Source organism: Labrys wisconsinensis (assembly GCF_030814995.1).
Classification (GTDB): domain Bacteria; phylum Pseudomonadota; class Alphaproteobacteria; order Rhizobiales; family Labraceae; genus Labrys; species Labrys wisconsinensis.
Genome location: NZ_JAUSVX010000012.1, coordinates 24,187 through 49,591 on the forward strand (window position 1 = coordinate 24,187; position 25,405 = coordinate 49,591).

Here is a 25,405-nt window from a genome sequence, read left to right on the forward strand (position 1 = left end):
CGTTTCGCGCCCGGGCGAGTTCGCAGGGAAGCGCCTCGGCGGCGCCCTGTCAATCGAGCGTCGCGCCGGTCAGGCGCCCTCGCGCGACGCCGTCGCCCAGGACGCGGGCGGCAGCGTCGCCTCGTTGGCCATGGCCGGCGCCTCCTGCGGCTTGAAGCCGGCGACCGCCGCCTTCTGCGCCGCGAGCGTCGCAGCGTCCAGCCGGCGGGCGACGTCGTCACGCTTCTTGCCGGCGTCGGGGTCGCCCTGGGCCGCGGCGAGCGAGAACCACTTGTAGGCTTCCGGCAGGTCCGGCGTCGAACCGAGGCCGCGCGCCACCAGGATGGCGTAGTTGTACTCGCTGTCGCGCAGGCCGCGCTCGGCCGCCTGGCGGAACCATCGTGCCGCCGCCGCATAGTCCGGCTTGCCGTCGACCGCACCCTCCGCATAGAGCACGGCCAGGTTGTGCATCGCCTTGATATTGCCGCCGGCGGCGGCGCGCTGGTACCAGGTCCGGGCGAGATCGAGGTCCTTGGCGACGCCCATGCCCTTCTCGTACATCGAGCCGAGCCGGTACTGCGCCGGCACGAAGCCCTTGTCGCCGGAGCGCTGGTAGAGCTGCGCCGCGGCCTTGAGGTCGGCATCGGCGCCGCCGGCGGCCAGGCGCGTGGCGAGGTCGAACAGGGCGCGCGGATCCTCCGCCTTCACGGCCTGCTGCAGCCGCGCCGGCAGCGTGTCCGCAGCCGCCGCCGGGGCGGCGGCGTCGGGCGGCGGCAGCATGGCGGTGCCGAGCGAGGGAACGCCGGGATTGATCGGGGCGACCGCCGCGCTCGGGCGGCCGGCGTCCGCTGCCGGCGCCGCCGGGGCGGGCGGGCCAGGGACGGGTGCGGCCGCGGCCGTGGCGTCGGGCGCCGGCAGGGCGCCCTGAGGCTTGGGCGCGGCGTCGGCGGGCGGCTGCGTGCCGGACGGCGCCGGCAGCGGGGCGGAGACGCCGGGCTGGTCGGGCGCCGGAGCCGGCGCGGCCGTGGGTCGGACCGCCGATGTCCCTTCGCCGGACGAGGCCATGTGGTCGTAGACCTGGTAGGCGCCGAGCGCCATGACCACGGCGGCAAGCCCGAGCAGGATCGGCACGCGGCGTCGGCGCAGGCGATTGCCGAGGCCGGCGCGGGCGGCGCTGCGCCGGCGCGCCGGTGCGGCCTCGACCGGCGTCTCGCGCTCCGGCTCGGCCGCCTCGGGCGCGATCTCCGCGCCCCCCCTCTGCGCCATGGCCTGGGCTTCCAGCGCGGCCGCCTGGGCGGCACGGCGGGCGGCCTGGATGAACTCGGTCCGGCGCGCGTCGGGGTTCGAGGCAGCGGCGGCGACCGCCCTGCCGAAGGACGGGTCGACGGCGGGCTGCGCCGCCGGACGCGGTCCGCCGGTGCCGGGCTCGAGCGGCATGTCGAGCGACAGGTCGGCGAGCGCCGAAGCGCCGTCGAAGGCGGGCGTCGCGGCCGCGATCGGCTCGGGGGCAGGCTCGGGACGGCGCGGCGCCGGCGGCTCGGCCACGGCCTGGCCGATCGGCGCGGACGAATCCCGCTCGAGCTGGCCCATGCGCTCGGCCAGACGCTCCAGCGTCGTCTGCACCGCATCGAGCGTGACTTCCGTGCGGCGACCGAGCTGGTCCTGGGTCGAGCGGATGTCCGCGAGATGGCGATAGACGTCCTCGGAAAGCACGGCGGACTGGTCGGGCAGCTGCGCCACCGCGTCGCGCACCGCGCGGGCGGCGGCATCGTCGGCCGCGTCGAGCGCATCGGCCCGGGTCTCGCGCAACTGCGCGAAGAGATCGGCGAGGCTGCGCTCGATGCCGCCGAGGTCGGGCGGGCGGCTGCCGGCCGCCTCCAGGCGCTCGGCCATGCGGTTGATCTGCTGCTCCAGCGCGTCGAGGGAGCGCTCGTCGGCGCCGGGCCGCTGGGCCCGGTCGAGCTTCTCGGCGAGCTGGCTGATCATCGCCTCCAGCGGCGCGGCAGCCTGCGGCGCCTGCCGGGCCAGGGCGGCGTCGATGCGGTCGAGCCGCCGGCCGAGCTCGTCCATGCGTCCGGCCAGGGCCTCGATCGCCTGCGGCCGCACGGCCTCGCCGACGAGATCGCGGATTTCCTCGGCCTGGGCCTGCAGCCGCTGGATCGCCGCGACATCGACGCCGCGCGAGGCGAGAAGGTCGAGCTTGCCGGCGATCGCCCTGATGTCGCTCTGCATGCCGGCCATGTCGGGCACGGCCAGGCGAGGCAGGCTGCGGGCGATCTCGGCCAGCTGGCCCTCGACCGAGCGCAGCAGGCTCTCGCTGGCGCCGGCGCTGCGCAGCTCGTCGATGCGGTCGGCCAGGCCGGCGATGCGGCTCTCCAGCGCGTCGAGGCCCTCGGTGGTCGCCGACGCGGCAAGGGCGCGCGACACCTCTGCCAGGTCCTGACGCAGCGCTGCGATGGCCGGGTCGGCCGCGAGGCCGGCGGCCTGCTGGCCGATGCTGGTCCGCGACGCCTGCTCGAGCCGGCGGGTGAGCGCCTCCACCAGGTCCGGATCGAGGCCGCTGGCGGCGATCACGTCGAGCTTGCTGGAGATGCCCTTGAGGTTGCCCTCGAGCCGGGCAAGGTCGGCCGCGGGCTGGCGCGCGATGTCGTCGAAGCGGCGATGCAGCTTCTCGATGGCCGAAGGGTCCGTGGCCTGGGCGGCGAGGCGATCAAGCTTGCCTGAGATGGTCCTGAGGTCGCCCTCGACGCGGCCGGGGTCCGGCGCGGTGCTCAGCATCTCCGCCAGCCGGTCGTTGAGCCGGTCCAGCGGCGAAAGGTCGACGGTCTGCGCGGCAATGCGGTCGAGCTTGCCGGAGATGGTCCTGAGGTCGCCCTCGACCCGGCCGGGCTCCGGCGCGGCGTTCAGCATCTCCTCCAGCTGCCGGTGGAGCTTGTCCAGCGGCGAGAGATCGGCGGCCTGGGCGGCGATGCGGTCGAGCTTGTCGGAGATGGCCTGCAGGTCCTCCTCGAAGCGGCCGGGATCGGCGACGAGGCGCGCCATCTCCTCGATGCGGCGGTGGAGGAGCTCGATGGCGGAGGCGTCGGCGCCGCGGGCGGCGATGCGGTCGAGCCTGCCGGAGATGGCTCCGAGCTCGTCCTCCAGCCGGGCGAAATCCGGTATCGCCAGCCGCGACAGGCCGCGGGCGATCTCGCCGAGATGCCCCTCGACCGTGCGCAGGGCGACTTCGCTGGCCCCGTCCTGACGCAGCTCCTCGATGCGGTCCGCCATCCAGGCGATGCGGCTTTCCAGCGCGTCCAGCCCGCCCTGCGACGCCAGGCTCTCGAGGCCGCGCGACACCGCGCCGATATCGTCGCGCAGCGCCGTTATGGCCGGATCCTTGGCGAGGTCGGGCTGCTGCGGCCGACCGGCCTGGCGCAGCTCGGCGATCTCCCGCGTCAGGCTGGCGATCTGGCTCTTCACCCCGTCCAGGCCGGAGGCATAGGCGAGCGCCGCCGGATCCTGCGGCGGACGGATCGGCCGGGGCGGCCAGGCAGGCTCGGCCCGGGCGGTGTCGCCGTCGAGGATGCGCTGGCGGGTGCTGATCTCGTCGATCGCCCGGTCGAGCGTGATGGGCTTGGCGGCCGGCGGGGCAACCTCGCCGGTCCGGCGGTCGGACAGGGTGTCGAGGATGCGCGAGAGCTTCGATTCGATCCGCGCGGCATGCTCGCCCCGCTCCGTCTCCGGCAGGGCGGGCCTGGGATAGGAGGGGGTGGGCTCGGGCTGAACGGGCCTGGTGTAGGCGGCAGGCTCGGGCTGGGCGGGCCTGGTGTAGGCGGCAGGCTCGGGCTGGGCGGGCCTGGTGTAGGCGGCAGGCTCGGGCTGGGCGGGCCTGGGCGACGCGGCCATCTGCTCGGCCAGCCCGCCGAGGCGCCGCTCGAGCTCGGCGGCGTCGCGTGCCAGCGCATCCTCGCGGCTGACCGCCGGCTTCTGCCCCATCAGGCCGGAGAGACGTTCGTCGAGCTTGTCGATCGCCGCCTTGATCGGGCTCGTGCCCGGCTCCTCGACCTTGGGGAGCTTGGCCTCGATCTGGTCGAGCCGGCCCGCGACGGCGCGCACGGCGGCAGCGGCCTCGGTGGACTCGGCGGCCTTCGGGGCCCGTTCGGCCGCTTCGATCCACTTGGCGACGGCGGCAAGGGCGTTCGCGGTCTTGGTCTCGGCCTCGCGGTTGGAGCGGGCGAGCGTCTCGATCAGCTGGGCGGTGCGTGCCTCGTTGTCGGCATTGCGCCGCATCAGGCCCTCGATCAGGTCGGCGGTGCGGCTTTCGGTAGCCCGCACGCGCTCGAACGCCTGCTTCGGCTCGAAACCGGCCCCGCCAGCGACCTCGCGGGCGGAGGCCGCCACGGCGGGGGCGGCGGCAGACGCCGTCGAGGACGAGCGACGATCGATCTCGGCGAGACGACTGGCCAGGGAGGCGAGCGGCGAGCTCGCCGCGGCGCCTGCATCGGCCTGCTCCTCACGCTCGGAGGTCTGCTCGGCGATCATGGCGTTGAGCCACTGCCCGAGCGTCATGCCGGACCGGCGCGCCAGTTCCTTGGCCGTCTCCCGCGCATCGGGACCGACGCCCTTCACGCTCCATGGAACGCTCTGTCTCATGCCCGGACTCGCCACCTGGCGCCGGCCTCCCGAGGCTGGCGCAGCCTGTGTGCTCCGGATTCGCAAGACGCGATTCGCGACGCAGCACAAGCCAACGTCGGCAGCTTTTGCCGCATACGGTAAACAAGCCGTTAACTGTGTCGAAATGGCACAGGCGCGAGCCGGCTTCTCAGGCTTGCCCGGCGCGTCGTTCACACACTCGTGAAAACCTGTTAACAGCCCTTCGGGCGTGGTTCAGGCCGCGCCGGAAGCATCCTTCCTCCAGGCAAAGGCGTCGCAACGGAATGCACGGCCATCAATCAATTCGACGGGCGCCCGTGAAAGTTGCGTGACATCCGCCTTAGTATTGGCGAAATGTCCCATCACATCAGCGTTTCAGTGGATAGCCCCACGACGTGAAGCCGAGTACCAGTCCCGCCGTGGGGAGCTCGACCTGGTTTACGCCAACCAGCAATCGTGCGACGCTCACATGACATTAACCGGGCGTCGCTCGTAACCGCCAGGAGACTGGCACTGGGAGCCACCGATGCCCAAAGGCAAAACCGCCCTCGCGGTGAAATCATATAGCTATTCCATGATCCCAACGCTGTCCGATACCGTGTCATCCCAGGCCAACGCTTCCGCCGTCTATGCGATCGGCGACCTTTCCCGAGAGTTCGGCGTGACCCTGCGCGCGCTCCGGTTCTACGAGGACAAGGGCCTGCTCAATCCGACGCGAGACGGATTGACCCGGCTCTACAGCGCCCGTGACCGCGAGAACCTCCAGCTCATCCTGAAGGGCAAGAGGCTGGGCTTCACCCTGGTCGAGATCAACGACATGATCGCCAACCAGGACGGCACGCCGAAGCTGAGCATGAGCGCGGAGACCGTCAAGGAGCAGATCGCGCATCTGGAGCGTCAGCGCGGCGAGATCGACGAGGCGCTGGTCGAGCTGCGCAAGAGCTACGAGTCCCTGTCGCGCGGAGCCCGCTGAGGCGCTTCGTGCCGCTCCCGCCGGGCCGCCGACGCCCGGCCGGGACAATGCTCCCGGTGCGGCTGTCCCGTCCGGCCACGGCGTGGCAGGATACGGGGCTGTCGCACTATCCCGTCCATGCGCCCGAGCCCGTCCATGCCCCTCGCCTCCCGTGCCGGCGCCGCCGCTTTCCCTCTCGCGGCCGCGGCGTTGCTCCGGGCGGGGCACCGGCCTGATAGGTCGTCTGGAAACATCGGCCAAGTCGATCCGGCGGATTTCCCAACGGCCTGCGCGGCGATGGCAATATCGGCGCCGTGCCCGTGATGGCGACGATCCGGTTCCGCCTGCTGGCCCCGGTCGCAATCCTGGTCTTCGCCGCCGCAGCGCTGGGCGCGACCATCTTCCTGTGGCACCCGCCCGCGCAGGCGGACGCGCCGATCGGCGGAGCCTATGCCCTGGTCGACCAGGCCGGCACGCCGGTGACGGACCGGGACAGCCTCGGCAAGATCACCCTCGTCTTCTTCGGCTATACCCACAGCGCCGACATCGGCCCGACGACGCTGTTCGAGATGTCCGAGACGCTCGACCGGCTCGGCCCGCGCGCCGAGGGCGTCAACGCCCTGTTCATCACCGTCGACCCCGCGCGCGACACGCCGGAGGTGATGCGCCGCTATCTCTCCGCCTTCCCCCACATCCGCGGCCTGACCGGCAGCCAGGCCGCCGTGGACGCGGCGCTGCGGGCCTACCGCATCGATGTGCGCAAGGGATCGGCCTCGGGCGGCAACTACACGATCGACCACACCGCCACGGTGTTCGAGATGGACGCGGCCGGACGCTATGTCGGCGCGCTGGACCTCGCGGCCGGCCCGGACGCGGCGGCGGCGGCGCTTGCGAAGCGCCTGCAATGACGGAGGGGCAGACAGTGGGGCGGACGATGCGGGGGACACTTGGCCGCGCCCGGCTGGGCGGATTTCTCGGCCTCGGGCTCTGGCTGCTCGCCGCCCAGCCCGTCCCGGCGCAGCAGATCCCGACCCGCCTGCCTGCCGCCGCGGACGCGCCGAGCCTGTGGGACACGCGCCGCCGCCCCGACCCGCCGGATCTGCCGGCGGCGCGCCAGATCCGCTTCCTCACCGAGGACGACTATCCGCCCTTCGACTTCACCGGCGCGAGCGGCGCGCTGGAGGGCTTCAACGTCGACATCGCACGGGCGGTCTGCACCGAGCTCAAGATCTCCTGCACGGTGCAGGCGCGGCGCTGGGACACGATCGTCGCCGCCCTGGAGGCGGACCAGGGCGACGTGATCGCCGCTTCGCTGGCGGCGACGCCGGAAGCGCGGATGCGCCTCCTTTTCACCGCACCCTACTACCTCACCCCGGCCCGCTTCGCCACGCGCCGCGACGGCGGCATCGCCGAGGCGACGCCCGGCGGCCTCGCGGGCAAGCACGTGGCGGTGACGGCCGGCACCGCCCACGAGGCCTATCTCAGGCTCCTGTTCCCGCAGACGGCGATCCTGGCCAAGCCGACCGATGCGGCGGCGCGCGAAGCGCTGCAGCAGGGCGAGGCGGACGCCCTGTTCGGCGACGGCATCGCGATCGCCTTCTGGCTCAACGGCACGTCCTCGGCCGGGTGCTGCCGCCTGGTCGGCGGCCCCTATCTGGAAAGCCGCTTCTTCGGCGAGGGCGTCGCCATGGCGGTGCGCCCGGCGGACCAGGCGCTGAAGGGCGCCCTCGACTTCGCCCTGTTCCGGCTGTGGGAGCGGGGCATCTATGCCGACCTGGTCCGGCGCTGGTTCCCGGTCGATCCCTTCGGCGGGACGTGAGCCCCGAGCAGGCGCGGCGAAAGCCCGCTCCCGCGTCAGATCGACCGCTCACTGTGGCACGGAAGACTCACTTTTGGCGGGAAGCTGGGGAAAACGTGCATGATGATTCGCAGACTCTTGCGCGAGAGTCACCCCCTCATGTAGTTAATACTTCGTCAAGCATGACATCTCGTGCTGCGTTCACGATCCCCCTTATAGTTACGATGATGAAGTCGCATCCATGCCTTTTTGGCATTGTAGCGAGCAGGTGAGGATTTGAGGCGCGGGATGTCGAGCGTCGACAAGACGATGCGCAGGAGATTACGATGCACTGGACCGACGAGCGGGTGGAGCTTCTGAAAAAACTCTGGTCAGAAGGTCTGTCCGCCAGCGTCATCGCCACCGAACTCGGCGGCGTGACGCGCAACGCCGTGATCGGAAAGGTGCACCGTCTCGGCCTCTCCGGCCGCACCAAGGCGCCGGTGCCGCAGGCCCAGCGCCGCGCCAAGCCGACCCGGGCGCCGTCGCATCCGCTGCGTTCGACGGCCTCGGCGGTACGCGGCAACACCGCGCTCGCCATCGACCTCATGCCGGCGGCCGACGCCGAGCCGGAGGTCGTGGCCGCGCCGCGGCCGGCCCAGGAGGTGGTGATCCCGCTCTCCGAGCGTGTCACCATCATGGAGCTGCGCGAACAGATGTGCCGCTGGCCGCTGGGTGACCCCGGCCGCGAGGATTTCCGCTTCTGCGGCGGCCGCTCCGTGCCCGGCGCGCCCTATTGCTCCCACCACGCCGCCATCGCCTACCAGCCGGTTCTGGACCGGCGGCGCGAGCGCGACCGCGAGCGGCGCGCCCTGCGCGCCTGACGGGGCCGGGCCCCTGACGGGGCCGCACGGCGCATCCCGTCTTCCGATCGACGCGCGGCTGCGCTAAGTCAGCGCTGACCGACCTTCGCCAGCGGGACCGCAATGCCGCGCCATCTGGACTATTTTCTCTCGCTGTCGAGCCCGTGGGCCTATATGGGCCACGCCATCCTCCTGGACATCGCCAGGCGGCACGAGCTCTCGCTCACCTACAAGCCGGTGTTCCTCGGCAACATCTTCGCTGAGACCGGCGGCCTGCCGCTGCCCAAGCGCCATCCCGCGCGCCAGCGCTACCGCCTGGTCGAGCTGCAGCGCTGGCGCGAGCGCCGCAACCTGAGCTTCAACGTCCGTCCGAAGTTCTGGCCCTTCGACGTCAACACCGCCGACCGCTTCGTGGCCGCGGTGGCGATGAGCGGGGCCGATCCCGGCGCCTTCATCGGCCGTGCCTTCGCGGCGATCTGGGAGAAGGAGCAGAACCTCGGCGACGAGGCCGTCATCCTGCGCCTGGCCCAGGAGGCCGGCCTCGACGGGCCCGCGCTGCTGCGGGTGGCGAAGTCCGACGCCGCCGAGGCCGCCTACGAGCAGAATTTCCGCGACGCGGTCTCGGCCGACGTGTTCGGCTCGCCCTCCTACGTCCTCGACGGCGAGGTGTTCTGGGGCCAGGACCGGCTCGACTTCCTGGAGGAGGCGCTGCAGAACCGGCGCCTGCCCTATTCGTCCGTGGTGTGAGCCCGGCGGGCTTGCGAGCGGCCTGGGCTGGATGGCGAACGTTTGACCGGCCGGCCGAACGACAAGAGGATTCGATGCCTCGGCCGCATCGGCGCAATTTTTTCGACATGCCGCAAAGGAAATCCCGGCAAGGTGCGTCTCATGGGGTGAACGGCAATCGTGCCGGGGAGACCAGCCATGCGAGGATGCACGCCGCGGACCGTGGGCCGTCTGTGCCCGCCAAAGCCGATCCAGCGCCCCGAATCAGATGAATCGACGTGCTGCGCCGACCGCGAGCAGCGGTCATGCTGACAGCCCTCCAGCCGATGGCGCCGCCGTTCGAGCCCTGGCGGAGCATCTTTGCAAGCACGCCGCTTCTCATGGCGCCCGCGATCCGGAGCGGGCTCACGCTCTGTGCCATGGCCGAACCGGAGCAGAACGCCTTGCCGCGCGACGAAGCGGCGCCGACAGCCAGTCCGCACGACGGCGCCGAGGCGATCGACGGCGATCCCGATCTGATCTCGCGCGCCGTAGCGGGTGACCGCCGCGCTTTCGAAGCCCTGGTGCGCCGCCACTATGACCGCATTCATCGGGTAGCCTGGCGCCAGACGGGCTCGATCCACGAGGCGGAGGACATCGCGCAGGACGTGTTGTGCCGGCTGCTGGAACGCCTGGGCGATTTCCGCGGCGAATCCCGCTTCACCACCTGGCTGATCGGCGTGACCATCAATGCCTGCCGCGACCATCGCCGCCGGCGCGGTGGCTTTCTGCGGATGCGCGAGGCCTTCGCGGCCATGGCCAGCCTCGCCGACCGGCCCGACGGCCGCGACCTCTACCGTCGCAGCTGGCTGAGCAGCCTGCTCGGCGCCCTCAAGCCGGATCTGCGTGAGACCGTGGTGCTCGTGGCCGGCGAAGCCCTCAGCCATGCCGAAGCAGCGCGCGAGCTCGGCATCTCGGAGCAGACCGTCGCCTGGCGCATGCACCAGGCCCGCAAGCAGCTGAAGCAGTACCGCTCCGGCGCCGACAACGCCCACCGCAAGGAGATCCGCGATGAGCGTTGAGACCCCCATCGACCTGCCGACGCCCCCCATTCCCCATCCCGCGGCGCGCGAGGCCGCCGTCACCCGCGCCATGGCGGCTTTCGATGCGAATAGTCGAGCAGCCCCTGTGCGGGCGAGGCAGGCGGCAAGGCAAGATGTGCCCTCGCGGCGCCTGACCGGCCGCCCCGGCCTGCGCGCCGCCCTGGCCGCCAGCGTTGCGCTGCTGGTCGGGGTTCCGATCGCCCTGCAGATGCGCCACGATGCGATCAAGCCCGATGCGACAGCTCCTTCCCCCGACATTGCTGCGTGGGACGGAAAGCCGGTGACGTTGCCGCTCCCAATTCCACGCATCGGCGAGAACCGCATTGTGGGAGAGACCAGGGCGGCGATCCAGCCGCCTGCCAAAGCCAAGCAGGTCGCTGCGTCGCCTTTCCGCTTGTCCAGTGGCGAGACCTTTGGAGGCGGCTTTCCGGCTGAGGTCGCCTCGCCCAATCAGGCGGCTTCCATCTCTCGCGAAGGGGACGCCGCGCTCCTCCCCCTCGGCCGGGACCATTTCGCCAATGCCCCCGTGAACGGCTTCCAATCCGTGCGGGACGCGCCGCTCTCGACCTTCTCGGCCGATGTCGACACCGCCTCCTATGCCTTCGTCCGCGCCTCGCTGAACCGCGACGTGCTGCCGCCGCCGGACGCCGTGCGGACGGAGGAGCTGGTGAACTACTTCCCCTATGACTATGCGCCGCCGACGAGTGCCGCCGAGCCGTTCCGCACCGACGTGGCACTGGTCCCCAATCCCTGGAGCCAGGGCCACAAGATCCTGCGCATCGGCATCAAGGGTTACGAGATCCGCAGCCCCGAGCTGCCGCCGGCCAATCTCGTGTTCCTGATCGACACGTCCGGCTCGATGGACGAGCCGGCCAAGCTGCCGCTGCTGCGCCAGTCTCTCGCGCTCCTGGTGCGGCAGTTGCGACCGGTCGACAGGGTGGCGATCGTCGCCTATGCCGGTAGCGCTGGCACGGTGCTGGAGCCGACGCCGGCCTCCGAGAAGGGGCGCATCCTCGCCGCTCTCGATCGCCTGTCGGCCGGCGGCTCGACCGCCGGCGGCGAGGGCATCCGGCAGGCCTACGCCCTGGCCGAGGCCCATTTCGACCCGAAGGCGGTCAATCGCGTCATGCTGGCGACCGACGGCGATTTCAATGTCGGCATCACCGACATCGGCGAGCTCAAGGGCTTTGTCGAGCGCAAGCGTGCGAAAGGCATCTTCCTGTCGGTGCTCGGCTTCGGCATGGGCGATTACAACGACGCGCTGATGCAGGCGCTCGCCCAGAACGGCAACGGCGTCGCCGCCTATATCGACACGCTCGGCGAGGCCCGAAAGGTGTTGGTCGAGGAGGCCTCGTCGTCGCTGTTCCCGATCGCCAAGGACGTCAAGATCCAGGTCGAGTTCAATCCGGCCAAGGTCGCCGAGTACCGGCTGATCGGCTACGAGACGCGCCTGCTGCGGCGCGAGGACTTCAACAATGATCGGGTCGATGCCGGCGAGGTCGGCTCCGGTCACAGCGTCACCGCTCTCTACGACGTCGTGCCGGTCGGCGGTCCGGCGACGGTCGACGAGAGCCGCTACCAGCCCGCCAGGCCGGCCGCGAGCCCGGTCCAGGCGGCAGCGCTGTCTCAGGAATATGCCTTCGTCAAGCTGCGCTACAAGCTGCCGGGCGAGGACACGAGCGCGCTCCTCACCACGCCGGTCGGCCCGGCGGCTGAATTCACCTCGATCGAGGCGGCGCCGGCGGATGCGCGCTTTGCGGTCGCCGTCGCCGGCTTCGGCGAGCTGCTGCGAGGTGGCCGCCATACCGGCGGCCTCACCTATGACCAGGTGCTGCAGCTGGCGCTCGGCGCGCGCGGCGACGACCCCTATGGCTATCGGGCCGAATTCGCCAACCTGGTGCGTGCCGCCAGCACCGCCGCAGGACTGCCGGCACAGCAGCCGTAGAACCGGGCGCCCGCTCTCCGGAGCGAGCGCTCACAACCCGTTCAGGAACGCCGTCTCGGCCGCGAAGGCCTGGTGGGCCAGGGGAAAGTCGAAGCCCTGGAAGACGTGGACGCCGCCGGGCCAGACCTTCAGGTCAGCCCGGTTGCCCGCCGCCTCCCAGCGCGCCGCCATGAACAGGCTGTCGTCCAGCAGGGGGTCGCGGGTGCCGACCGAGAACAGCGCCGGCGGCAGGCCGGCGAGGTCGGCATGGAGCGGGGAGATGCCGGGGTCGCTGGGGTTCTCGCGATGGGCGAGATAGGCCTTGACGAACAGGGCGATGTCGCGCGTGTCGAGGATCAGGCGCCGGCGGCCCCAGCGCCGGGCGCCGGGCGTCATGGCGAGGTCGTAGCAGCCGGCGATCAGGTTGGCGCCGCGGAACGGCACGAGGCCGTGCCGGTCGCGCAGGCGCAGCATCGTCACCGCCGACAGGTTCGCGCCGGCGCTCTCGCCGCCGATGAAGAAGCGCTCGGTGCCGAAGCGCGCCTTGCCCTCGCGCACCAGCCAGAGCGCGGCCGCCTCGCAATCCTCGGGGCCGGCGGGATAGGGATGCTCGGGCGCGAGGCGGTAATCGACCGAGACGCAGGCGAGGCCGCAGGCCTCGCCGAGCCGTTCCAGCATCGGGTCCTGGAAATCCGCCTGGCCGAGCATCCAACCGCCGCCATGGATATGGAGATAGACCCCGGACGGCGCCGGCGGGGCGAGGATGCGCAGCGCCAGCGGGCCGCCCGGCCCCGCGATGGTCTCGGTCACCGCCCGCGGGCTCTTGGGCGCCAGCGGGAAGGCGCCCTTGCCCTGCCGCCGCGCCTCGCGGATCTCATCGGCCGGAAACGCCCACTGGTCGGGCGCGGCCTCCAGCTTGGCGACGATGCTGCGGTTGAGCGCCTCCGTCTCCGGGGCGACGGCGGCGGGCGAGAAGACGGCAGGATCGATCGAGGGCATGGGGCGGCGCCGGCTGCGGGGAGGGAGGCCAGCCTATCGGCAAGGCCTCGCCCCACACAAGCGCCGGCGCCCTTCTCTTCCCGGTCGAAACGGGGTATCCCTCGGATCGATCAACGGCCGCTCCGGCCATCGCGAGACCCATGACACCAGACAAGACGTCCGCTCCATCGCCTGCGGCCGGCGCGGCGAAGACGGTCTTCATCAAGTCCTACGGCTGCCAGATGAACGTCTACGACAGCCAGCGCATGGCGGATGCGCTGGCGCCGGAGGGCTATGTCGAGACGGCGGCGGTGGAGGAGGCCGACCTCGTCATCCTCAACACCTGCCACATCCGCGAGAAGGCGGCGGAGAAGATCTATTCCGAGCTCGGGCGCGTGCGCCTCGCCCGCGACGCCCGCCGGGCGGAGGGCCGCGGCATGACCATCGCCGTGGCAGGCTGCGTCGCCCAGGCCGAAGGCGAGGAGATCCTGAAGCGGGCGCCGGCGGTCGACCTCGTGGTCGGACCGCAGACCTATCACCGCCTGCCGCAGCTCGTCGCGGCGGCGCAGGCGAGCCGCAAGGTGGTCGACACCGAGTTCCCGCTCGAGGACAAGTTCGGCCGGCTTCCCGCCGCCCCGCGCGAGAAGACGCGCGCGCGGGGCCCCGCAGCCTTCCTCACGGTGCAGGAAGGCTGCGACAAGTTCTGCACCTTCTGCGTCGTGCCCTACACCCGCGGGGCCGAGACCTCGCGCCCGGTCGAGGCGATCCTCGCCGAGGCGCGGCGCCTGGCCGAAGCCGGGGTGCGCGAGATCACCCTGCTCGGCCAGAACGTCAACGCCTATCACGGCGAAGGGCCGGACGGGCGCAGCTGGCCGCTCGGCCGGCTGCTGGCGCGCCTGGCCGAGGTCGAGGGGGTCGAGCGGCTGCGCTACACCACCTCGCATCCGCGCGACATGGACGAGGCGCTGATCGCCGCGCATCGCGACCTGCCGCAGCTCATGCCCTATCTGCACCTGCCGGTGCAGTCGGGCTCGGACCGCATCCTCGAGGCGATGAATCGCAGGCACGATGCGGCGCAATACCACCGGCTGGTCGAGCGGGTGCGCGCGGCCCGCCCGGACATCGCCTTCTCCTCCGACTTCATCGTCGGCTTCCCCGGCGAGACCGAGGCCGATTTCGCCGCGACGCTGCGGCTGATCGAGGATGTCGGCTATGCCGGCGCCTATTCCTTCAAATATTCGCCGCGTCCCGGCACGCCGGGCGCGACGCTGGAGGGCCAGGTGCCCGAGCCGGTCATGGCCGAGCGCCTGGCGCGTCTTCAGGCCGTCACCGAAGGCCAGCAGAAGGCGTTCAACCGGGAGAGCGTCGGACGGACCATGGACGTGCTGCTCGAACGCCGGGGCAAGAAGCCCGGCCAGGTCACCGGCCGCTCGCCCTGGCTGCAGGCAGTTCAGGTGGAGGCGGACGAAGCGCTGATCGGCACGGTGGTGCCGGTCACGATCGTCGCCACCGGCACATGGTCGCTCTACGGCGAGATGCCGGGCGCCGGCGAGAAGGAGGCGGTGGCTTGAAACCCGACGAGGACCGGCGTTCGCGCCTGCAGACCCAACCGGCGGCGGAGGGCTCGGCCGAGATCGTCATCGCCTTCGAGGACAACCGGCTGGCGACGCTGCTGTTCGGCCAGCACGACCAGCACCTGGCCTTCGTCGAGCGGCGGCTCGGCGTGGAGGCGACGGCGCGCGGCAACCACGTGGCGCTGCGCGGCCCGCGCGACAGCATCGAGCAGGCCAAGCGCGCGCTGGAGAGCCTCTATCAGCGCCTCAAGGGCGGCCAGGCCATCAGCCTCGGCGACGTCGACGGCGCCCTGCGCATGGGCGCGGCCCAGGGCGTGCTGTTCTCGGCCGAGAACGGCCCGCGCCCGACCGGCGGGGCGGCCACGGTCGGCACCCGCAAGAAGACCATCGCAGCGCGCACCCCGGCGCAGGACAGCTATATCCGCGCCCTGCAGCGCCACGAGCTGGTGTTCGCCACCGGCCCGGCCGGCACCGGCAAGACCTATCTGGCCGTGGCCCATGCCGCCAGCCTGATCGAGAAGGGCGAGGCGGACCGGCTGATCCTGTCGCGCCCGGCGGTCGAGGCGGGCGAGCGCCTCGGCTTCCTGCCCGGCGACATGCGCGAGAAGGTCGACCCCTATCTCCGGCCGCTCTACGACGCGCTCTACGACATGATGCCGCCGGAGCGGGTCGAGCGCGGCCTCACCTCCGGCATGATCGAGATCGCGCCGCTCGCCTTCATGCGCGGGCGCACGCTGGCCAACTCCATCGTCCTGCTGGACGAGGCGCAGAACTGCACCAGCATGCAGATGAAGATGTTCCTGACCCGCCTCGGCGAGGGCTCGCGCATGATCATCACCGGCGATCCCACCCAGATCGACCTGCCGCCCGGCCAGAAATCCGGCCTGATCGAGGCGGTCGACCTGTTGCAGGACATCCCCGAGATCGCCATATGCCGGTTCTCGTCGGGCGACGTCGTGCGGCACGAGCTGGTCGCCAAGATCGTCCGTGCCTACGAGGCCAAGAGCCAGACGACGCCATGACGGCAAGCGACGACATCGCCATCGATATCGCATGGGAAAGCCCGCTCTGGCAGCGGCTGGCCGACGCCGGCGCGCTGGTGGAGCGGGCCGTCGCGGCGGCCGTGCGCACCGGCGGCCTCGCCCATGCACCCGGCGCCGAGCTCTCGCTGGTGCTGACCGACGATGCGGCCATCGCCGGGATCAACGCCGCCTGGCGGGGCAAGGACAAGCCCACCAACGTCCTGTCCTTCCCCGCGGCGCCGGCCTCGGCCATCGCCCGCTCGCCGCTGCTGGGCGACATCGTGCTCGCCTACGAGACGCTGGACCGGGAAGCGGCGGAGGCGGGCCTCGCCCTGGCGGATCATTTCACGCATCTGGTGGTGCATGGCTTCCTGCACCTGTTCGGCTATGATCACGAGAGCGACGCCGAGGCCGAGGTCATGGAAGCGCTGGAAACCCGAGTCCTTGCCGGGCTCGGCATCGCAGACCCCTATGCCGAAGCGCCTGCGCTGCGCGCCGCAGGCTGACGACGGAACACCCTGATGTCCGACAGCAACGACCGAAGTCCCAACGCGCCCGAGACGGCGCAGGCCGAAGGCCATGGCGAAAGCCTGCTCGATCGATTGAAGATCGCCCTCGGCCTGAAGGCGCCGCCCTCGATCCGTGAGGATCTGGCCGGCGCCCTGGAAGAGGGCCGCGGCCGCCAGGACACGAGCTTCAGCCCGGAAGAGCGGGCGATGCTCAAGAACATCCTCAGCCTGCGCGGCACCCGCGTCGACGACATCATGGTGCCGCGCGCCGACATCGTCGCGGTGCCGCTCGACATCACGCTCGCCGACCTCCTGACCCTGTTCCAGACCGCCGGCCACTCGCGCCTGCCGGTCTATGGCGAGACGCTCGACGATCCCCGCGGCATGGTCCATATCCGCGACTTCGTCGCCTGGATGTCCTCCCGCGCCACCATCGCCGCCCGCAGGGGCCGCCGCACCAAGGGCGGCGAGGCGCGCGGCCCCACCCAGCTCGCCCTCGGCACCATCGACCTCTCCACCACGCTCGGCGCCGTGAAGTCGCTGGTGCGCAACGTGCTGTTCGTGCCGCCCTCGATGCCGGCCATCGACCTCATGGCCAAGATGCAGGCGACGCGCACCCAGCTCGCCCTGGTGATCGACGAATATGGCGGCACCGACGGCCTTGTCTCGATGGAGGACATCGTCGAGATCGTCATCGGCGACATCGAGGACGAGCACGACGAGGACGAGGGCGACATGATCGTCGCCGCCGGCCCCGGCCTGTTCAACGCCGACGCCCGGGCCGACCTCGACGACGTGGCCGCCGCCATCGGCATGGACATGCAGGCCGAGGAGATCGAGGCCGACGTCGACACGCTGGGCGGCTGGCTGGTGACGCTGGCCGGCCGGGTGCCGGTGCGCGGCGAGATCATCCAGGGCCCCGGCTCGCTCGAGTTCGAGATCCTCGACGCCGATCCCCGGCGCGTGAAGCGCGTGCGCATCCATACCGCCGGCAACGGCACGGCCAAGCCCAAGGGCGGCAAGCGGAGCGCCGCGCCGGCCGAGGAGCCGGCGCCGCCGCCCGCCCTGCCGGCGCCGGCCGTCCAGCAAGCCCTCCCCGCCCCTTCAGCCGAAGCGCTGCGCACCGACGGGCAGCCGTGATCAAGGCGCTGTCCCACCGCGTCGTCTTGTTGTGGGGATGGCGCCGGGCATTGGCCGCCTTCGCCGCCGGCGCGCTCGGGGCGCTGGCGATGCCGCCTTTCGGCCTGTTCCCGGTCCTGGCGGTGAGCTTCACCGTCGCGATCTGGCTGCTCGACGGCGCCACCGGCGCCCAGGGCCGCATCCTGCCGTCGCTGCGGGCGGCGGCCTGGATCGGCTGGTGCTTCGGCTTCGGCTATTTCCTCGCCGGCCTGTGGTGGATCGGCCAGGCCTTCCTGGTCGATGCCGACGACTTCGCCTGGCTGATGCCGTTCGCGGTGGTGCTGCTGCCGGCGGGGCTGGCGCTGTTCCACGCGCTCGGCTTCGCCCTGGCGCGCCTCGTCTGGCCGGCAGGCCCGGCGCGGATCCTCGGCTTCGCCGCCGCCCTGGCCGCGGTGGAATGGCTGCGCGGCCACGTGCTGACCGGCTTTCCCTGGAACGCCTTCGGCTACGCCCTGGCAGGCGAGATCCACCTCGCCCAGACCCTCTCCCTGATCGGCCTCCCCGGCCTGACGCTGCTCGCCGTCGCGATCCTGGCGAGCCCGGCGGCGCTGGCGGACGACCGGGCGCTGTTCCCGAGAGCGCGCCGGGCCCCGCTCGCCGCCCTCGCCGTGCTGGTGCTGATGGCCGGCTTCGGCGCCTGGCGGCTGTCGACGACCGATGTCGGCACGGTCGATGCCGTCAGGCTGCGCATCATGCAGCCGGCGATCCCACAGGACGACAAGTTCCGCCCGTCCCTGCGCGATCAGGTGATGCGGCAATATCTGACGCTCTCCGACCAGGCGACGAGCCCGCAGACCCCGGGCATGACCGGCGTAACCCACCTGATCTGGCCGGAATCCGCCTTCCCCTTCATCCTCTCCCAGGATGCCGACGCCCTGGCCGACATCGCCTCCCTGCTGCCGCCGGGGGCCACGCTGCTGACCGGCGCCGGCCGGGTGGAGGAGCCCGGCCCCGGCGAGACCGATCCGCGCTACTACAACGCCGTCCACGTCATCGACAGCAACGGCACCATCCTCGACAGCTACGACAAGGTGCACCTGGTGCCGTTCGGCGAGTACCTGCCGTTCCAGCGCTTCCTGGAGTCGATCGGCCTGCGCCAGCTCACCCAGCTGCGCGGCGGCTTCACGCCCGGGCCGCGGCTGCGCACCCTCGACATTCCCGGCGCGCCGCCGGCCGGCATCCTGGTATGCTACGAGGCGATCTTCCCCGGCCAGGTGGTGGACCGCGCCAACCGGCCGCAATGGCTGCTCAACGTCACCAACGACGCCTGGTTCGGCCTGACACCCGGGCCCTACCAGCATTTCCTGCAGGCACGGGCCCGCTCCATCGAGGAAGGCCTGCCATTGGTGCGGGCCGCCAATGACGGCATCTCGGCGGTGATCGACCCGGTCGGCCGGGTGATCGCCAGCCTGCCGCTGGGCACGCGTGGGGTTCTCGATTCGACCCTGCCGAAAGCGCTGCCGGCGACGCTCTATGCCGGCGGCGGCGATACGATTTTCGCTGGAATCTTGCTTCTCTTTCTAGCTGTTGCGGTCCTACGACGCGTCAGGCCTTGACGGTCGCGGCATCATGGGGACCATTGCTACCCAACCGTGTGCTGGGCTAAGCTGAGCCTGGGTTGCGGACCGTTGGAACGTTCCCAGTTCGCCTACCGCGCTCAACCATTCATCCAGAAAGGCTCGGGGGCAGTGCCAAGAGAACGAGTGAAGGACTTCGCCCATGATAAAGAAAGCGCCGAATCCGATCGACAGGCATGTCGGCAGCCGGGTCCGCATGCGCCGCGTTCTGATCGGAATGAGCCAGGAGAAGCTCGGTGAAGCGCTGAACCTGACCTTCCAGCAGGTGCAGAAATACGAGAAGGGCACCAACCGCATCGGCGCGAGCCGACTGCAGCAGATCTCCAACATCCTGGGCGTGCCGGTCTCGTTCTTCTTCGACGGCTCGCCGGGGAACGAGCCGGTCGACGGCGGCAAGGCGTTGCCGGATTCCAGCTCGTCCGCCCATGTCGTGGACTTCCTGTCGACGACCGAAGGCCTGCAGCTCAACAAGGCCTTCGTGCGCATCAAGGACGCCAAGGTGCGGCGGCGGGTGGTCGATCTCGTCTCCAGCCTCGGCGAGGCGGACGAGGCGGGCTGAGGCCAGGCCGGCGCTCGGGCCGGCCGATCCTCGCACGACCACCGGCGGGATGCGCGAGCCCGGTCGGCGGCTCCTTCGGGCGGCCGCCGCGGCGGAGTGCGCCCGGAAAGTCGCGTCGTTCCTTTAAACGAACAAAACGTATGATTTGACGCTTGACCTCGCCGATGGCGCTCGCCAAAACATGGCGTCCTTGGCGCCACCGATGCGCCGCCGGTCGTCAGGAGATCGCCCGTGTCCCGACTCGATTACCTCTTCACCAGCGAATCCGTGGCCGAAGGCCATCCCGACAAGGTCTGCGACCGCATCTCCGACGAGATCGTCGATCTGTTCTACCGCGAGGCGGCGAAGACCGGCATGGACCCGACGCAGGTCCGCGTCGCCTGCGAGACGCTGGCCACCACCAACCGCGTGGTCATCGCCGGCGAGACCCGCGGCCCGGCAACGGTGACCAAGGGCAAGGTGAAGAGCGCCGCCCGCCGCGCCATCAAGGCGATCGGCTACGAGCAGGACGGCTTCCACTGGAAGAAGGCCAAGATCGAGGTGCTGCTGCACGCCCAGTCGGCCGACATCGCCCAGGGCGTCGACACCGGTGCCAAGAACGAGGAAGGCGCCGGCGACCAGGGCATCATGTTCGGCTATGCCTGCCGCGAGACGCCGGAGCTGATGCCGGCGCCGATCTACTACGCTCACAAGATCCTGGAAGACCTCACCAAGGCGCGCAAGTCCGGCGAGCTCGCCGTGCTCGGCCCGGACGCCAAGAGCCAGGTGACGGTGAAGTACGAGAACGGCAAGCCGGTCGGCGTCACCCAGATCGTGCTGTCCACCCAGCATCTCGACGAGGCGCTGACCTCGGCCGATATCCGCAAGCTGGTCGAGCCCCATATCCGCAAGACCCTGCCCGAGGGCTGGGTGACCAAGGATACGGCCTGGCACGTCAACCCCACCGGCAAGTTCGTGATCGGCGGGCCGGACGGCGATTGCGGCCTGACCGGCCGCAAGATCATCGTCGACACCTATGGTGGCGCGGCCCCGCACGGCGGCGGCGCCTTCTCGGGCAAGGACCCGACCAAGGTCGACCGCTCGGCCGCCTATGCCGCGCGCTACCTCGCCAAGAACGTGGTGGCGGCCAAGCTCGCCGACCGCTGCACCATCCAGCTCGCCTATGCCATCGGCGTCTCCGAGCCGCTGGCGGTCTATGTCGACCTGCACGGCACCGGCAAGGTGACCGAGGACGAGGTGGAGAAGGCGCTACGCCAGGTGATGCGCCTCACGCCGCGCGGCATCCGTGAGCATCTCGGCCTCAGCAAGGGCATCTACGCCAAGACCTCCGCCTATGGCCATTTCGGTCGCAAGGCCGGCCGGGACGGCAGCTTCTCCTGGGAGAAGACCGACCTCGCCGACGCCATCAAGAAGGCGGTCAACGGCACCGCCGACCCCAAGGTGCAGGCCGCGGCCTGACGAAGACGCCCGTTCGGCATCCCTTCCCATCCGCGGCCGGCGCCAGCCGGCCGCGGATTTGCCTTTGGCGCCACCCTGTGCCCTGATCCCCGCCCGGCCAGCGGCGATGCCGCCGCCGGCCGCCACGACGGACGAGACTCGAGACCAATGGTCACCGCCACGCCCCCTGCCGCGATTGCCGAAGCCGGCGCGCCGTCCGGGCCCGGGGAAGGCCGGTTCTTCGGCCGCCGCAAGGGCAAGGCGCTGCGGGCGCATCAGGCCGGCCTGATCGCCGAGGAGCTGCCGGACCTGCGGCTCGACCTCGCCGCGCCCGCGCCGGCGGACCCGACGCGTCTGTTCCACCGGCCGGGGCGCGAGGTGCATCTGGAGATCGGCTTCGGCGGCGGCGAGCACCTGGCGATGCGGGCCGCCGAGAGCCCCGACATCGGCTTCATCGGCTGCGAGGCCTATGTCAACGGCGTCGCCAAGCTGCTCGCCCATGTCGAGCGCGGCGCCCTCGCCAATGTCCGGATCTGGAACGACGATGCCGTCCGCGTCATCGACTGGCTGCCGCCGGCCTCGATCGGCCGCGTCTATCTGCTCTATCCCGATCCCTGGCCGAAGCGGCGGCATCGCAAGCGCCGCTTCCTGCAGGCGGAGATGCTGGAGCGGCTGGCCCGCATCATGAGAAGCGGCGCGGAGCTGCGCTTCGCCACCGACATCGACGACTATGCCGCCTATGCCCTGGCGCGGGTGGCGCGCTCCGAGGCCTTCGACTGGACCGCCGAGCGCGCGGCCGACTGGCTGACGCCCTGGCCGGGCTGGCAGAGCACCCGCTACGAGCAGAAGGCCCTGCGCGAGGGCCGTCCGCCGGGATATTTTACCTTCCGCCGCCGCTGAGGGGCCTCTCGGCTATTTCTTCGAGCCGAACCAGCCCTTCTTCGTCGGCTCCGCCGGCTCCTCTCCGGCCGGCGGCGGCACCACCGCCTTGCCGAATCGCTCGAAGAAATCGCCGGCCAGCTTCTTGGCGGTGCCGTCGATCAGGCGGGCGCCGAGCTGGGCGATCTTGCCGCCGACATCGGCCTTGGCGTCGTAATGCAGGATGGTCGCCTCGCCATCGGGCTCCAGGCGGACCCTGGCCCCGCCCTTGGCGAAGCCGGCGACGCCGCCCTGGCCCTCGCCGGTGATGGTGTAGCCGTTGGGCGGGTCGAGGTCCGACAGCGTCACCTTGCCGGTGAAGGAGGCCTTGACCGGCCCGATCTTCAGCACCGCCTTGGCGTTCATCTCGGTGGGCGAGGTCTTCTCGATCGCCTCGCAGCCGGGAATGCACTGCTGCAGCACCGCCGGATCGTTCAGCGCTTCCCAGACCTTCTCGCGCGGCGCTTCGATCCGCTGCGAACCGCTCATGTCCATGCTGCGTTCCCTCCTCGATCGGCGGCGAAGCCGCGGCGCGACGCCCCGCCTGTCATCGGTCGGCATCGGGCCGAGGTCAAGCAGGCCGGGCCGCATTTCCCGGGATGGCCGCCCCTCACAGGAAGTCCGCCAGGATCCCGTCCGGATCCATGGCCTGATGCAGGCGGGCGGAGGCGGTGCGGGCGAGGAGGAAGGTCATCGCCTTGCGCGCCACGGTGCCGAGGCGATGCTCCGGCGCCTCGCGCACCAGGGCCCCGCCATAGGCATCGGCGACGATCAGCCCGGTGTCGGGCGGCAGGATCTCGGCCGGGAAGTCCGGCGCGACCGCGAAGAACAGGCGGTCGCAATGGGCGCGGTAGGACGGCCATTTGCCGTCGACCTGGAAGTCGACCACGGAGGATTTGATCTCGACGATCCAGATTTCGCCCTTGGCGCCGATCGCGGCGAGGTCCGCCCGCCGCCCGCCCGGCAGCACCAGCTCCGGCACCACCACGAAGCCGTGCTGGTAGAGCGCCCGGCCGGCGCCGCGGCGGATCGCCAGCGCCATGGGCGACTGCCGGCCGTCGACGGGCAGTTCCGGCACCTCGATCGATCCGATGATCGCGATCCTGGCCATGCTTCCCTCGAGCAAAGCGCGTTTGGGCGGAAACGCTGCTTTGCTCTCGCTCCTTGTTTCGACGCGTCTTTGCGATACTTGGCGTTGCCGCCAGATCGCAAAACGCTCTGGAGAGGCCCCGCCGATTCCGGGCGAATCTACCATGGCGACCCGGCCGTGCCGAGCCGGGGGCGGCTTCAGGCCCGCCGCGCCTTCTGGCGGCGGCGGTCGACGGAGGAGGCGATGCGCATCGCCTCGCGATATTTCGCCACCGTGCGGCGGGCGATGTCGACGCCCGCCTCGCGCAGGCGCTGGACGATGGTGTCGTCGGACAGGATGTCCTCGGGCGCTTCGGCGTCGATCATCTGGCGGATGCGGTGGCGCACCGCCTCGGCCGAATGGGCCTCGCCGCCCTCGGCGCTGGCGATCGAGGCGGTGAAGAAATATTTCAGCTCGAACACGCCGCGGCTGGTGGCGATGTACTTGTTGGCGGTCACGCGCGAGACGGTGGACTCGTGCATGCCGATGGCGTCGGCGATGATCTTCAGATTGAGCGGCCTGAGATACTGCACGCCGAGGGCGAAGAAGGAATCCTGTTGCCGGACGATCTCGCTCGCCACCTTGAGGATGGTCTTGGCGCGCTGCTCCAGGCTGCGCGTCAGCCAGTTGGCGGTCTGCAGCGCGTCGGCCAGGAAGGTCTTGTCCACATCCTTGCGGGCCGTGCGCGAGACCCTGGCATAATAGCTCTGGTTCACCAGCACGCGCGGCAGCGTGTCCGGGTTGAGCTCGATGATCCAGGCACCGTCCGTGCCGGTGCGCAGCAGCACGTCCGGCACCACCGGCTGGATCGGCGTCGAGCCGAAGGCCAGGCCCGGCTTGGGCGTGAGGGCGCGGATCTCGGCGATCATTCCGGCGAGGTCCTCGTCGTCGACGGCGCAGATCCGGCGCAGGCCGGCGAGGTCGCGCCGGGCCAGCAGCTCGAGATGGTCGAGCAACGCCGCCATGGCCGGGTCGAGCCGGTCGCGCTCCTTGAGCTGGATGGCGAGGCATTCCCTGAGGTTGCGGGCGCACACGCCCGAGGGCTCGAAGGTCTGGAGGATGGCGAGCACCGCCTCCACGTCCTCGCGCGGGGCCGCGAGCTTTTCGGCGACCTCGTCCAGCGAGCCTATGAGGTAGCCGGCATCGTCGACCATGTCGATCAGGAACTGGCCGATCAGGCGCCGGACGGGATCGGCGACGGCCAGCATCAGCTGCGCCTCCAGATGGTCGGCCAGCGAGATGTCGGCGGCGACGAAGCTCTCGAAATCGGCCTCGCCGCCGCCCTCGCGGCCGCCGGCGCCGACATTCGACCAGGAGGAGACATAGGGGTCGCTGCCGGCCGGCTGCTCGATGGCCGCGGGCGCGGCGACCGGATCGGGTGGGCGCTCGTCGGGGAAGACGTTCTCGAGGCCCGTGCCGAGCCGCTCCTCCAGGGCGCCGCGCGAGGGATCCATGTCCGCCTCGAGCCAGTCGCCCTCCACCGGGTCCGCCGCGGCGGCCGGCGCCGCGGCAGCCTCGCCTTCAGCCTCGCCGGCCTCGGCCCGGTCGAGCAGCGGATTGCGCTCCAGCTCGGCGTCGACATAGGCGGCAAGGTCGAGATTCGACAGCTGCAGGAGCTTGATCGCCTGCATGAGCTGCGGCGTCATCACCAGCGACTGGGTCTGCCGAAACTCGAGCCTGTGCGACAGGGCCATGCGACGCAAACTGCCTGGGACGGAGGAATGTTCTCCATCCTGCATGGCTGGGCCGCGAACGCAAGTTTCACGCCAACTTTGAGCGCAATTTTCGCGCCAGTTCGTGAACGACACCTTCCCGGCCGAAATGCGTGGACGATCCGGGAGGAAGGGTTTCAGCGCCGGCAAAATCGTCTAAGCAGGCAGCCTGGATCGCGGCGGTCCGGCGACCGGCCGGACAGCGCGTCGGGATGCGGACCCAGGAGGGAGGCTTGCGATGGAAGGCGTGACCGTTGTCGATCACCCGATGGTGCAGCACAAGCTCACCTTGATGCGCGACAAGGAGCGCTCCACCAAGGGGTTCCGCCAGCTCCTCAACGAGATCGGCCGTCTCCTGTGCTACGAGGTGACGCGCGACCTGCCGCTGGAATATGTCGACATCGAAACGCCGCTGACCACCATGCGGGCGCCGCGCCTGGCCGGCAAGAAGCTGGTGTTCGCGCCGATCCTGCGCGCCGGCGAGGGCTTCCTGGAGGGCATGCTCGATCTCGTGCCCTCGGCGCGCGTCGCCCATATCGGCATCTATCGCGACCCCGCGACGCTCAAGGCGGTGGAGTATTACTTCAAGGCGCCGCCCGACGTGGCAGAGCGGCTCGTCATCCTGCTCGATCCGATGCTGGCGACGGCGAACTCGGCGGTGGCGGCGGTGGAGCGCATCAAGGCACGCGGGGCGAGGGATATCCGCTTCGTCTGCCTGCTGGCGGCGCCCGAAGGCATCAAGCGGCTGCGCGAGACCCATCCGGATGTCAGGATCTGGACGGCGGCGATCGACAGCCACCTCAACGACCACGGCTATATCGTGCCGGGCCTGGGCGATGCCGGCGACCGGATGTACGGGACGAAGTAGCGGCC

21 protein-coding genes are annotated in these 25,405 nt (G+C 70.9%); 16 read left to right on the forward strand and 5 right to left on the reverse strand.

Annotated features, from left to right (window positions below; all coding sequences use genetic code 11):
- Positions 1–69: 69 nt before the first annotated feature.
- Complete coding sequence (locus tag QO011_RS26795; RefSeq protein WP_307279070.1) at positions 70–4,614, reverse strand: SEL1-like repeat protein; 4,545 nt, start codon at positions 4,612–4,614, stop codon at positions 70–72.
- A 526-nt stretch (positions 4,615–5,140) separates the two neighbouring features.
- Between QO011_RS26795 and QO011_RS26800 the strand changes: the two genes are divergently transcribed.
- The 7 genes from QO011_RS26800 to QO011_RS26830 all read left to right on the forward strand — a co-directional run bounded on the left by QO011_RS26800 (position 5,141) and on the right by QO011_RS26830 (position 11,959).
- Positions 5,141–5,587 (forward strand): MerR family transcriptional regulator, encoded by a 447-nt coding sequence (locus QO011_RS26800; RefSeq protein WP_307279073.1) that lies wholly within the window; start codon positions 5,141–5,143, stop codon positions 5,585–5,587.
- Positions 5,588–5,889: 302 nt separating this feature from the next.
- Entirely contained in the window at positions 5,890–6,474 is a 585-nt protein-coding gene (locus QO011_RS26805) for an SCO family protein (RefSeq protein WP_307279075.1), read from the forward strand.
- A 26-nt stretch (positions 6,475–6,500) separates the two neighbouring features.
- Complete coding sequence (locus tag QO011_RS26810; protein WP_307279078.1) at positions 6,501–7,385, forward strand: transporter substrate-binding domain-containing protein; 885 nt, start codon at positions 6,501–6,503, stop codon at positions 7,383–7,385.
- Between the two features lie 305 nt (positions 7,386–7,690).
- Positions 7,691–8,227, forward strand: a complete 537-nt coding sequence (locus QO011_RS26815) for a GcrA family cell cycle regulator (protein ID WP_307279081.1) — start codon at positions 7,691–7,693, stop codon at positions 8,225–8,227.
- A gap of 102 nt (positions 8,228–8,329) precedes the next feature.
- Positions 8,330–8,953, forward strand: a complete 624-nt coding sequence (locus tag QO011_RS26820) for a 2-hydroxychromene-2-carboxylate isomerase (RefSeq protein WP_307279084.1) — start codon at positions 8,330–8,332, stop codon at positions 8,951–8,953.
- 359 nt (positions 8,954–9,312) lie between these two features.
- On the forward strand, positions 9,313–9,993 hold the full coding sequence (locus QO011_RS26825) for an RNA polymerase sigma factor (protein WP_307279087.1): 681 nt from the start codon (positions 9,313–9,315) through the stop codon (positions 9,991–9,993).
- Positions 9,983–11,959 carry a vWA domain-containing protein gene (locus tag QO011_RS26830; RefSeq protein WP_307279090.1) on the forward strand — a complete coding sequence of 659 codons (1,977 nt, stop codon included), beginning with the start codon at positions 9,983–9,985 and terminating at the stop codon, positions 11,957–11,959. The genes QO011_RS26825 and QO011_RS26830 overlap by 11 nt, the downstream gene beginning before the upstream one ends.
- Before the next feature lie 30 nt (positions 11,960–11,989).
- On the opposite strand, the gene QO011_RS26835 is transcribed toward QO011_RS26830, so the two are convergent.
- Positions 11,990–12,937 carry an alpha/beta hydrolase gene (locus QO011_RS26835; protein ID WP_307279093.1) on the reverse strand — a complete coding sequence of 316 codons (948 nt, stop codon included), beginning with the start codon at positions 12,935–12,937 and terminating at the stop codon, positions 11,990–11,992.
- Between the two features lie 140 nt (positions 12,938–13,077).
- Here QO011_RS26835 and miaB point away from each other — a divergent pair, with 140 nt between their 5' ends.
- The 8 genes from miaB to trmB all read left to right on the forward strand — a co-directional run bounded on the left by miaB (position 13,078) and on the right by trmB (position 21,673).
- The gene (miaB, locus tag QO011_RS26840) at positions 13,078–14,487 is read left to right on the forward strand and encodes a tRNA (N6-isopentenyl adenosine(37)-C2)-methylthiotransferase MiaB (protein WP_307279096.1); all 1,410 of its coding nucleotides are present in this window, start codon (positions 13,078–13,080) and stop codon (positions 14,485–14,487) included.
- Positions 14,484–15,512 (forward strand): PhoH family protein, encoded by a 1,029-nt coding sequence (locus QO011_RS26845; protein ID WP_307279097.1) that lies wholly within the window; start codon positions 14,484–14,486, stop codon positions 15,510–15,512. The genes miaB and QO011_RS26845 overlap by 4 nt, the downstream gene beginning before the upstream one ends.
- Complete coding sequence (gene ybeY / locus QO011_RS26850) at positions 15,509–16,018, forward strand: rRNA maturation RNase YbeY (protein WP_307279098.1); 510 nt, start codon at positions 15,509–15,511, stop codon at positions 16,016–16,018. Before QO011_RS26845 ends, ybeY begins: the two co-directional genes overlap by 4 nt.
- A 15-nt stretch (positions 16,019–16,033) precedes the next feature.
- The gene (locus tag QO011_RS26855; protein WP_307279100.1) at positions 16,034–17,161 is read left to right on the forward strand and encodes a hemolysin family protein; all 1,128 of its coding nucleotides are present in this window, start codon (positions 16,034–16,036) and stop codon (positions 17,159–17,161) included.
- Positions 17,158–18,756, forward strand: coding sequence for an apolipoprotein N-acyltransferase (gene lnt, locus QO011_RS26860; protein ID WP_307279104.1), 1,599 nt, complete (start codon positions 17,158–17,160; stop codon positions 18,754–18,756). The genes QO011_RS26855 and lnt overlap by 4 nt, the downstream gene beginning before the upstream one ends.
- A gap of 163 nt (positions 18,757–18,919) precedes the next feature.
- Complete coding sequence (locus tag QO011_RS26865) at positions 18,920–19,336, forward strand: helix-turn-helix domain-containing protein (protein ID WP_307279106.1); 417 nt, start codon at positions 18,920–18,922, stop codon at positions 19,334–19,336.
- Between the two features lie 231 nt (positions 19,337–19,567).
- Positions 19,568–20,794 carry a methionine adenosyltransferase gene (metK, locus tag QO011_RS26870; protein ID WP_307279109.1) on the forward strand — a complete coding sequence of 409 codons (1,227 nt, stop codon included), beginning with the start codon at positions 19,568–19,570 and terminating at the stop codon, positions 20,792–20,794.
- Positions 20,795–20,941: 147 nt separating this feature from the next.
- Positions 20,942–21,673 (forward strand): tRNA (guanine(46)-N(7))-methyltransferase TrmB, encoded by a 732-nt coding sequence (trmB, locus tag QO011_RS26875; RefSeq protein WP_307279112.1) that lies wholly within the window; start codon positions 20,942–20,944, stop codon positions 21,671–21,673.
- 12 nt (positions 21,674–21,685) lie between these two features.
- Here trmB and QO011_RS26880 read toward each other — a convergent pair whose 3' ends face one another.
- The 3 genes from QO011_RS26880 to rpoN form a co-directional block, all read right to left on the reverse strand.
- Positions 21,686–22,186 carry an SRPBCC family protein gene (locus QO011_RS26880; protein WP_370882012.1) on the reverse strand — a complete coding sequence of 167 codons (501 nt, stop codon included), beginning with the start codon at positions 22,184–22,186 and terminating at the stop codon, positions 21,686–21,688.
- Between the two features lie 115 nt (positions 22,187–22,301).
- Positions 22,302–22,802, reverse strand: a complete 501-nt coding sequence (locus tag QO011_RS26885) for an MmcB family DNA repair protein (RefSeq protein WP_307279114.1) — start codon at positions 22,800–22,802, stop codon at positions 22,302–22,304.
- A 176-nt stretch (positions 22,803–22,978) separates the two neighbouring features.
- Positions 22,979–24,514 (reverse strand): RNA polymerase factor sigma-54, encoded by a 1,536-nt coding sequence (rpoN, locus tag QO011_RS26890; protein ID WP_307279117.1) that lies wholly within the window; start codon positions 24,512–24,514, stop codon positions 22,979–22,981.
- A gap of 256 nt (positions 24,515–24,770) precedes the next feature.
- Here rpoN and upp point away from each other — a divergent pair, with 256 nt between their 5' ends.
- Positions 24,771–25,400 (forward strand): uracil phosphoribosyltransferase, encoded by a 630-nt coding sequence (gene upp, locus QO011_RS26895; protein WP_307279119.1) that lies wholly within the window; start codon positions 24,771–24,773, stop codon positions 25,398–25,400.
- Positions 25,401–25,405 lie beyond the last annotated feature (5 nt).